Source organism: Moorena sp. SIO2C4 (assembly GCF_010672485.1).
Taxonomy (GTDB): domain Bacteria; phylum Cyanobacteriota; class Cyanobacteriia; order Cyanobacteriales; family Coleofasciculaceae; genus Moorena; species Moorena producens.
The window spans coordinates 1-9,029 of sequence record NZ_JAAHGN010000197.1; the positions used below are offsets into that span (position 1 = coordinate 1).

At 42.9% G+C, this 9,029-nt stretch carries 7 protein-coding genes; 4 read left to right on the forward strand and 3 right to left on the reverse strand.

Features of this window, described 5'->3' with window-relative positions:
* The first annotated feature begins 165 nt into the window (after positions 1-165).
* Positions 166-1,338 (forward strand): pyridoxal phosphate-dependent aminotransferase, encoded by a 1,173-nt coding sequence (locus tag F6K20_RS12975; protein ID WP_008187419.1) that lies wholly within the window; start codon positions 166-168, stop codon positions 1,336-1,338.
* A gap of 872 nt (positions 1,339-2,210) precedes the next feature.
* Here the strand turns inward: F6K20_RS12975 and F6K20_RS12980 are convergent.
* The 3 genes from F6K20_RS12980 to F6K20_RS12990 all read right to left on the reverse strand — a co-directional run bounded on the left by F6K20_RS12980 (position 2,211) and on the right by F6K20_RS12990 (position 5,871).
* Positions 2,211-3,032 (reverse strand): squalene/phytoene synthase family protein, encoded by an 822-nt coding sequence (locus F6K20_RS12980; protein ID WP_008187421.1) that lies wholly within the window; start codon positions 3,030-3,032, stop codon positions 2,211-2,213.
* Between the two features lie 854 nt (positions 3,033-3,886).
* Positions 3,887-4,792 (reverse strand): DUF3598 family protein, encoded by a 906-nt coding sequence (locus F6K20_RS12985; protein ID WP_287294920.1) that lies wholly within the window; start codon positions 4,790-4,792, stop codon positions 3,887-3,889.
* Positions 4,793-4,959: 167 nt separating this feature from the next.
* On the reverse strand, positions 4,960-5,871 hold the full coding sequence (locus tag F6K20_RS12990) for a cell division protein FtsX (RefSeq protein WP_008187425.1): 912 nt from the start codon (positions 5,869-5,871) through the stop codon (positions 4,960-4,962).
* Positions 5,872-6,297: 426 nt separating this feature from the next.
* Between F6K20_RS12990 and def the strand changes: the two genes are divergently transcribed.
* From def to F6K20_RS13005, 3 genes are all read left to right on the forward strand, one after another.
* On the forward strand, positions 6,298-6,861 hold the full coding sequence (gene def / locus F6K20_RS12995; protein ID WP_008187427.1) for a peptide deformylase: 564 nt from the start codon (positions 6,298-6,300) through the stop codon (positions 6,859-6,861).
* Positions 6,862-7,263: 402 nt separating this feature from the next.
* Complete coding sequence (locus F6K20_RS13000; protein WP_008187430.1) at positions 7,264-7,464, forward strand: hypothetical protein; 201 nt, start codon at positions 7,264-7,266, stop codon at positions 7,462-7,464.
* Between the two features lie 381 nt (positions 7,465-7,845).
* Positions 7,846-9,029, forward strand: a 1,184-nt coding sequence (locus F6K20_RS13005) for a PrsW family glutamic-type intramembrane protease (protein ID WP_287294922.1), incomplete at its 3' end; no start/stop codon positions are given.

Consider the following 9,029-nt stretch of genomic DNA (forward strand, 5'->3'; position numbering starts at 1 on the left):
TTTTATAAAACTTGCTTAAGTTAGATGCGTTTACCCTGCCTTTAAGGATAGCAATACAATACTGAACTAAACCAATCAAAAAATTCAGTTGTTTTTATCTCGATTAACTGCTGAGATTAGCTAGTATAAACCACGGGTGCGTTCACTCAAAAACAAAAAGAAACTATGAAAAACCTAAGCTCCCGCATGCAGGCGGTGCAGTTGCCAGTCATTCCGATGGTTGCGGAACTGATCCGTAAATATCCTGAGACCATATCCTTAGGACAGGGGGTGGTCTATTATGATCCCCCCCCAGAGGCAATGGCAATGTTGCGTGAATTCTACAGCTTACCAGACAATCATAAGTACAAACCCGTACATGGAATTGCGGCCTTGCGAGAGGCAATTGAGGCAAAACTGCAAAGTGATAACGACATTGAGATCAACTCCGCCAACCGCATCGTTGTCACCGCAGGAAGCAACATGGCGTTCATGAACGCGATTCTAGCAATTACCACTCCTGGGGACGAGATTATTCTTCAAACGCCTTACTATTTCAACCACGAAATGGCGATTCAGATGGCTAGCTGTCATCCAGTGCTGGTGGCAACCGATGAAAATTACCAGCTACGTCCGTCCGCGATCGCACAGGCTATTACCGACAGAACCAAGGCAGTAGTTACCATATCACCTAATAATCCTACTGGGGCGGTATATTCCGAAGAGGCATTGCGTCAGGTAAATCAACTCTGTGGGGATCACGGAATTTACCACATCAGTGATGAAGCTTATGAGTACTTTACTTACAACGGGGTGAAACACTTTTCCCCTGGTGCCTTTCCCGAAAGTAGTCAACACACTATTTCTCTCTACAGCCTCTCCAAAGCCTACGGTTTTGCCAGTTGGCGGATTGGCTACATGATTATTCCAGAACACTTGTTTGAAGCAATTCAAAAGGTTCAGGATACAATCCTAATTTGTCCCCCAGTCATTTCTCAGTATGCGGCTTTAGGGGCATTGAATACTCGAAAAGATTACTGTCAACCTCATATTAATGCGATCGCGTCTGTACGACAGGTGGTATTGAACTCCCTGAAACGTCTAGAGGGTTTGTGTACCATTGGTTCTGCGGATGGAGCGTTCTATGTTTTCCTAAAAGTGGATACTCAGTTGGATGCTTTTGAGTTGGTAGAGAGACTGATTCGGGAACATCGGGCAGCTGTGATGCCAGGTAGCGCCTTTGGTATTGAGGACGGGTGTTACCTCAGGCTTGCTTATGGTGCTTTGCAAAAAGAAACTGTAGCAGAGGGTATTGAAAGATTCGTTGCGGGTCTTAACGAAATTTTACAAAAAGTTTGACCCAAGGGCAGGAGATGCAAAAAATATTTTGTATAAAAATTGACTCACAAATTGCCTACAAGGGGTGAGGTATCAGACCAGTTTTTTTTCTAGTGAACCCACCAAGCAGGGGTGGGTTCATAATACATGCTATTGAGACTGATGTCATCTAAACCTGCTTACTGGCTTGGTTTTGGCAAAGTCTGGTTAGGCGTTATTGATGCTTCTGTCTGGCAGAATCCACCATAACACCGGAGACAAAATCATACAGGAAATAGAAAAAATCAACACCAGTAATAGAACTTGGCTCAGTTCGCTATCCATAGGTCTTACCTCTTTACTATCGACTCAGGCTTTTTAAAGCCTCTAGATTTATACTTCAATCTGAGTTAAGTGTATTCCGGATAACAAATTCTGGGTAGTTCTTATGGTAAAGATTTGTCTACTCTGGTGATACTTATAGTTAACTTATAATAAGTTTTATTGCAAAGTCGCTGAAAGTAAAGAAATATCATCCCAAATACAGTTGACTAATTATCATTACCTTCTCAGGTAATCGGTAATTGGTCATGGGTAATTGACGGTTACCAACTCAACAAATTAGTGTTGAACATCTAATTACTAGAGTCAAACTCTTTAGAGTAATTTAATAAAGTCAACCTTTCTTAAATTAATAGATACAAAGCTGTAATTTTGGAGGTTTATCAACAGTAAATAACTCAACACCATATCTTTCCTTAGATACGATCGACTTTTCACCGATTGGCTTATTCTTGCTCAAAGCAATTTTCAATAGTGTTTTAGCACTTTCCTCCAGATGTCTATTGAAGAAGTTTGGTATTTTGTGCATCACAACAATGCAATGCTTTCGTCCTGAACATTACGATTTAGCACTACCTCGCACTCAACTTATCAACAATACCAATCACTGCCTCACGACTCAGTTTAGCTTGTCCGAGAGCTAAAACATCAAGTGTTGCATGAGCCAAAGCAAGAGGAATTTGACAAAAATTTCTAGCTGGACCTTTGGGAAGATCGTTAGTATAGGCATCAGCTAAAGAAAGATTTATACGGGCATACCTTTGCATAGTTTCTGAACTCCATCCCTGAGGAAAGAAATCCACGTGACGTGTCAAATCATCAGTTCGATTACGTAGAATGTTAACTGCCTGTAAGCCTCGACCAAAACCAATTGCCTGGTGACGATTTGTTTGGGTTCCATCATACCAAGCCCACAAATCAGAAAGTAATAATCCTACAGAACCAGCAACGCTGAAAGTATAGCCATTCAAATCACCCTCTGTACGAATCTTCCAACCGCACTCAACCCAGTAAGCCATTCTATCTGCCATTGCTGAAGTTGCTTCCCAAATTCGAGGTGCAATGGTTTCTGGTGCTAGAATTGCCCATTCACCAATACGAGTTGTTACCTCTGGAAGTGTTTCGTATTTACTTAAAACTGCAAGAAGTTCATCAGTAGTAGAACTAGCAGTATAGCTGTCGCCCATTGTTTGTAGGTTTAAGCTAATTGTTCTTAACAGCGCTGCTTTGGTAGACTTACCAAGTTGAGGATGATCTTCAATTTCATCAATTGCACGCATGCATAAGTAGGCAGAAGCGACAGCTTCTTGAAGGTCTTTGGGGAGAGTACTAATTGGAATATAAAAAGTCCGACTAGTCTCTTTGAGAATCTCTAAGCTACCTTTATAGGTCATCTTTACCAATCCATATTCGATATGGGGCAAATTTGAACAAGTTTTTTGGATGTGACTGAAATTTCAAGATATTATACCACTGTTATTTTGGATTTTATCCAGAATGTTGAATTTTGATACAAAATTTTACAAATTTAACGTAAGTTGCTAGTTACCGCTGTGGAATAGAAACGATAAAAATGCGCAACCTTATGCCAGTTAACTGGTTAAAAAAGCTATAGCGCTGGTTCAGGTGGAATAGGGAATAGCGCTATAGCTTTTTTAGATTAATCCACCCTGCGCGCCTCCTAGGGCGAGTAAATCCCCCTTGGGAGCATGTCACAAATGCCTAACATTTGTACGCTTATCTGGGTAATGGGTAATAGGTAATGGGTAATAGGTAATGGGTAATAGGTAATAGGGGGAGCATGTCAGAAATGCCGAATATTTTTACCATTACTATAGCCCCCGGGTAAAAGCCAAGCTCTAATGGTACATAGTTGATCTGTTCTGCAACTAAGACCGGCTCAATAACAGAATTTTTGGTGTTTTGTCAAGTAGTTCATTTGTTCGGCAAATTTGACCTGCTCCCATCCCCCTTGGGTCGCACCGCTATGTTTACATCTAAAATCAAAATGCTACATAGCATTTCCAAATAGAACATGAAACCAAATTTTGATTGCTCATAACATCAAAAAATACTTGTATTTCTTTCCTACTGATCCGAAGTTACCTTTATCCATCAATCGTAATTTCACATATCGTTTAAAAACGCTATAGATAATATCTCTTCAGGTTGACTGGGTTGTCAAAAAGCCCACCTACTTCATGCTTGATACTTTATCCTTGATACTTCATGCTTGATACTTCATCTTTTATTCTTTTATATAATGCCCAGAAGATACTTTGTGCTCTCTTACCAAAGTAAGACTAACCCATTGCCCTTTATCGTTAAAAGAGCGAATCAGCCGCTGACGTTGGTTAGTTTGCCACAACCAACCTACTTCTAGGAAGAAAGAATGACCTGGCTTAACCGTTATTGGACAAGTAGATGATGCCCCATCGGGCAATAATAAAACTTGAGTAGAAACAGCACCCTTCTCTTGGTGCGCGTTCCCTAGGTCGGGAAACCCGACCGGGGTCGCACCGCCGTCAAAATACAGAATTGACCCATCAATCTTAGCGCTAGAGGTGATGGTACGTAATGATTCTCCTGTGCCAAATGTGAGTTGTTGTACTAAGCGGTTACTTTCATGATGCTGAAGTTTAAGGTGAGTAGGATAGATGTTAGGCGATCGCAAATCAGAATAAAGGGTTACTGCCTCTCCACGCCACTCTCCGAGCAACTGTTCCAAGGTTAATGGTGGACGTTCTGGTGTATCCGTACCCGCCAGTTTTTCTCGAATTAAGGTCAACTGCTTCAGCTGACTCTGCCTGTTATACAGTTGGACCATCCGCAGACGACGGTTACCCTCAATCAAGCCAAATTCTGCCCCAAATTCGGAATAAGGACCCCACTGTAGTGCGCCTTGGGAAAATGCACCAGTGTCAAAGAACATAAGATAGCGATCTACATGGGTGTATTCCAGAACTCGGTTGAATATAGCTTGTTCAGGTGGCAGATAGCGAAGAGTCAAACGAATTTTGTGGTTATCGTCGAGTCCTTCTATAGTGAGCACAGAGGGAATATCTTTTAACTGTTGCCCTTTTGGTGAGAATGTGGTAAAGGAACCATGCCAACTCCCTTGATTTTGCAAAAAACATTCCCATTGCGATCGCATAAGTAGTCCTTAGTGATTAGCTCTTAGTCATTAGTATCATTAGTTGTTAGTCGTGGGTCATGAGTCTGTCTACCAACCTCCATTCCATCATTGCTCTGTTGGTCTAACCACTTGCCATGACACTAACCACTGACAAAATACCAGAATTAGACCAAATTTTGGTAACCTCATTTTCCGATAGCGATGCTTTCGAGACTAACAGCTAAGCAGCTACCGAGCAAACCCACTGAACCCCCGAGAATCAACAGCAGTAAGGGTAACACCACAATTTTAAGTGGGTCAGGTGGCACCACTGTAGCGATAAATTCGATAAAATCAGGTCCAGTCGCGAGCAGATTAGTCAGAAATTGCCGCAGACCGATCAACAAAACCCAGGCTAGGGCTGCCCCAGCTACACCAAAAGTAATTCCTTGCAACATGAATGGCAGATAAATCCAGGATCTGGTTGCCCCAACTAGCTGCATAATCTCAATTTCCTGGCGTCTTGCGATCACAATCAGGCGCATTGTGGTGGTAACAACTGCCACTGCCGTCAGACTGAGAATGGTAGTAATGATCAGACTCACCCAGCCTAAACCATGATGAAGCTGTCGCATTTGTTTGAGAGTCTGATCCATATACTGCACCTGATCTATTCCTGGCAACTGTGACAACTGCTGGGCAAGAATTAGCACATCCTTTGGTTTGCTTACCTTTACCTTCAGTTCATCCACTAGGGGATTCCCTTCCAACTGTTCCGTAGCAGCAGCAATGTCCGAAATTCCCAGTTCCTCAACCAAGGATGCCCAAGCTTTTTCTTTGGAAATAGTTTGAACCGCCATCACCTTGGGCAATTTCTCAACTGCTGGTAAGACCATTTCTGCCTCAGCCCCTGGTTCGAGATAAACAGCCACTTCTAGTTGACTCCCCAACTGATTGAGTAGCCCACCTAACTGCCAGGAGGCTTGCCAGCTTATACCAAACAGAAACAATAGGACAGTGACTGTGCTAACTGCCGCCCAGTTGCTCCAGCCGCCACGTTGTAGACCTAAGAAAGTTTCCCGCAGCAGGTAGTCCAGTTGAGTGAGAAATTTAAACATCCGTCCCTGACTTGGTGTTACTGTTGGGTTCTAACCGATAGAGCTGCTAGTTTCCAGGAAAATCAAAAGCTGTAAAAGAATTTTGGGATAGCAATAAATCACAAGAAACGTACGATTCTGAAATAATTCCCACCTATGGGCGACCAGGGATAATCAATGAAATCATTGGGGCGCAGTCCCCATCCCCTCTCTTGGTGCGCGTTCCCTTGAGGAGGTTCAGGCAGCGCCTTGTCGCACCGCAGCGCGAAGGCTCTTGGGGCGTGGGGCATGATAAACTAAGAAAGCGAGGCAAGACTATAATAATAGACCAACTTAGGCACTCTGTCTTAGGCACTCTGTTGAAGAATGTGTATGTTGAGTGTTCTAATCCTTTAGCAGCTAAGCGTCTAACCCTAAGCATACCCTGACTCACAAGTCGATAACCCCATGACTGCTGAACTTATCGTTGAAAAGAAAAAATTAGAGAATCCACCATTAACAATTCATTATCTAGGCGATCGCGTCCTGCGTCAGCCTGCTAAGCGGGTTGCTAAAGTAGACCAGAACATCCGGAAATTAGCTGAGCAAATGCTGCAAACCATGTACAGTGCAGATGGTATCGGTTTGGCAGCCCCTCAGGTCGGGATTAATAAGCAAATGATTGTGGTTGACTGTGAACCTAATAACCAAGATAACCAACCACTGGTGTTAATTAACCCAGAAATCAAGAGTTTTGGTAGCACCCCGTGTGATGGCCAGGAAGGTTGTTTGAGCATTCCCGGTGTATATTTAGATGTCACCCGTCCAGACGAAATTGAAGTAGCTTACAAGGATCAAAACGGACGCCCTAGAACCTTAAAGGCGAATGGATTACTATCTCGCGTCATTCAGCATGAGATAGACCACCTTAAAGGAGTGATGTTTGTTGATCGGGTGCAAAATGGTCTAGCCTTGACTGAAGAATTGAATAAGCACGGGTTCTCACCCCAAGCGGTGAAACCAATTAAATAACTATACCAATCTGAGTTTATTTGTGAAACCTCTGGTGAGGTGGTGATGGGGTGATGGGAAAGACTATAACGACCTGTTCTTGTTAACTTTTCAATTACGATGGCTATAGTCACAGTAATCTTTCTACTCCCTTAACCTTCTACAACTTACTGAACTGTGACTGCTCTTATAAATTTGATCTGAAGTGCGGTTAATCACTTATAATAGGGTTTATCTAATGGGTATAAATTAAAAATTGGGAATTGTTAATATTGAATTTTAAATTAACTAACACCCAAGCATCATAAATAGTAAAACGGGCTAGATATGACCTATTACTTAGCGGTTAGGTTTAATTGATTGCCCCACAGCTAATTTCAATCTTATGATTTCTGATAATAATATTTCACAAAAAAGCTTATGATGACCCCAAAAAGTGCTCTGTTTTTGATGATTGCCTGTGTTGCTGGGATTGCGGCTGTGGGTTCAATTTTTGAACTTTCCTATGGTGACCCCGAGTTAGGGAATTTGGTGACTGGAATTATCCTCGCTGCTAGTATTCCTATCGGTGGTCTCTCTTTCTACCTAGCGGTGCTTGATGCCAGAGCGAATATAAAGGGCTAAGGACATTATTAAAATATAGTAGTGCAATTCGTTTGGTGGTGCAATTCCTTTGCTAGAAACCATTGAAAACGGTGGATGATTAGGATCCAAGGATATACAAAAACGTTGGACAACTGATTACTATGCTGGTGATGTTAATGCAGCCAAAGTAATCCAAAGCCTCTGCTAAGGGGACTGTTGGGCATTTGGGAAGTATGCGAGCGATGCAGCGCGGTCTTGGGGAAAACCCCCACTCGCGCTCTCCATCAAGACAGGAGGGTCGATGTTTCTTCTATCTGTGTTGATCGAGAGATCTGCAAACCAAAGAAACGTTCTTGAAACTAGAATCCCCTGCCGGATTAGCATGGGGAGTATGAATAACCAATAACGACCAAAGTAGCAATGACTGGTCAAGTTTACAGTGGATTTCTGCGCCAGCTTTCCACTAGCGATAACAAAGAGATACTCGCCCTACTACCCCTTTCTGAATTAGAGGATAACGTCATTGGACGTGACCCTAACTGTAAAATTTCCTTAGATCCCTATCGCTACGTCAGCGTATCGCGCCGTCATGCGGTAATTAGCCCTCTGACCCCTCTAAAAAATGGCTGTCCCCGCTGGGAAATTTGTGACCTTGATAGTGTGAATGGTACCTATGTGAATGGCGAATATTTGCAGGGTTGTCAGCAATTGCACTCCGGGGATCGGATTGAGTTGGGTCACGATGGTCCAAAATTCATCTTTGAGTGCGAGGTAACGACATCCCTTAATTTACCATCTATCCCATCCCAAACTATTGCCATAGAAAAACCCCTAAAACCGATTAGCAAGATACCAAAGCCTCAGACCGATTATGTCACCTTTACCCAACTGTTTCCCATCTTTTCAACAGGACGGGATTTAAATCAAAAAGCTTTTTTGGCTCCTGGTATCGTGACTGTACTCTTTGTGGTATCAATGTTTGCTGCAGTTGGTCAACCAGTAGTTTTTAATCTTTTGCTAGCTGCCTACTTGGCAGGATTAGCCTATTACTTTGTTTACCAACTTTGTGGCAAACCTAAACCTTGGTGGGTTCTGCTGGGTAGTACTCTATCCACCAGTTTAATTTTGGTCAGCCCGCTGCTGCCCCTATTTATCAAAATTTTTCGGGGAATTTTACCTGGCGACATACCACAACTAGGTGAAGTTGTCAACTTGACTACTTTATTCATCCGGATGTTTTTTGGTGCTGGGTTAATGGAAGAGTTGCTCAAGGCTATACCTATGCTGGGACTATATGCTTTGGGACATTTCCTGCGTACCCCTTGGCGAGAAAGAATTGGTGTCTGGGAACCCCTCGATGGAATTTTATTGGGGACAGCATCGGGGGTGGGATTTACCTTGGTAGAAACCTTAGGGCAATATGTGCCGAATATTATAGAGGGTGTGATACTGCCAACTACTGAATTGGAGGGTGACCTGTTAGGATTGCAGTTGCTGATTCCTCGGGTTCTTGGCTCAGTGGCAGGACACATGGCTTATAGTGGATACTTCGGGTATTTTGTTGGGTTAAGCGTCCTCAAACCCCGTAAGCGTTGGCAGATCAT

Excerpts from the sequence above, each read along its gene's own strand:
- F6K20_RS12975 (WP_008187419.1), top strand. The coding sequence starts at position 166 with ATGAAAAACCTAAGCTCCCGCATGCAGGCGGTGCAGTTGCCAGTCATT.
- F6K20_RS12980 (WP_008187421.1), bottom strand. The coding sequence starts at position 3,032 with ATGACCTATAAAGGTAGCTTAGAGATTCTCAAAGAGACTAGTCGGACT.
- F6K20_RS12985 (WP_287294920.1), bottom strand. The coding sequence starts at position 4,792 with ATGCGATCGCAATGGGAATGTTTTTTGCAAAATCAAGGGAGTTGGCAT.
- F6K20_RS12990 (WP_008187425.1), bottom strand. The coding sequence starts at position 5,871 with ATGTTTAAATTTCTCACTCAACTGGACTACCTGCTGCGGGAAACTTTC.
- def (WP_008187427.1), top strand. The coding sequence starts at position 6,298 with ATGACTGCTGAACTTATCGTTGAAAAGAAAAAATTAGAGAATCCACCA.
- F6K20_RS13000 (WP_008187430.1), top strand. The coding sequence starts at position 7,264 with ATGACCCCAAAAAGTGCTCTGTTTTTGATGATTGCCTGTGTTGCTGGG.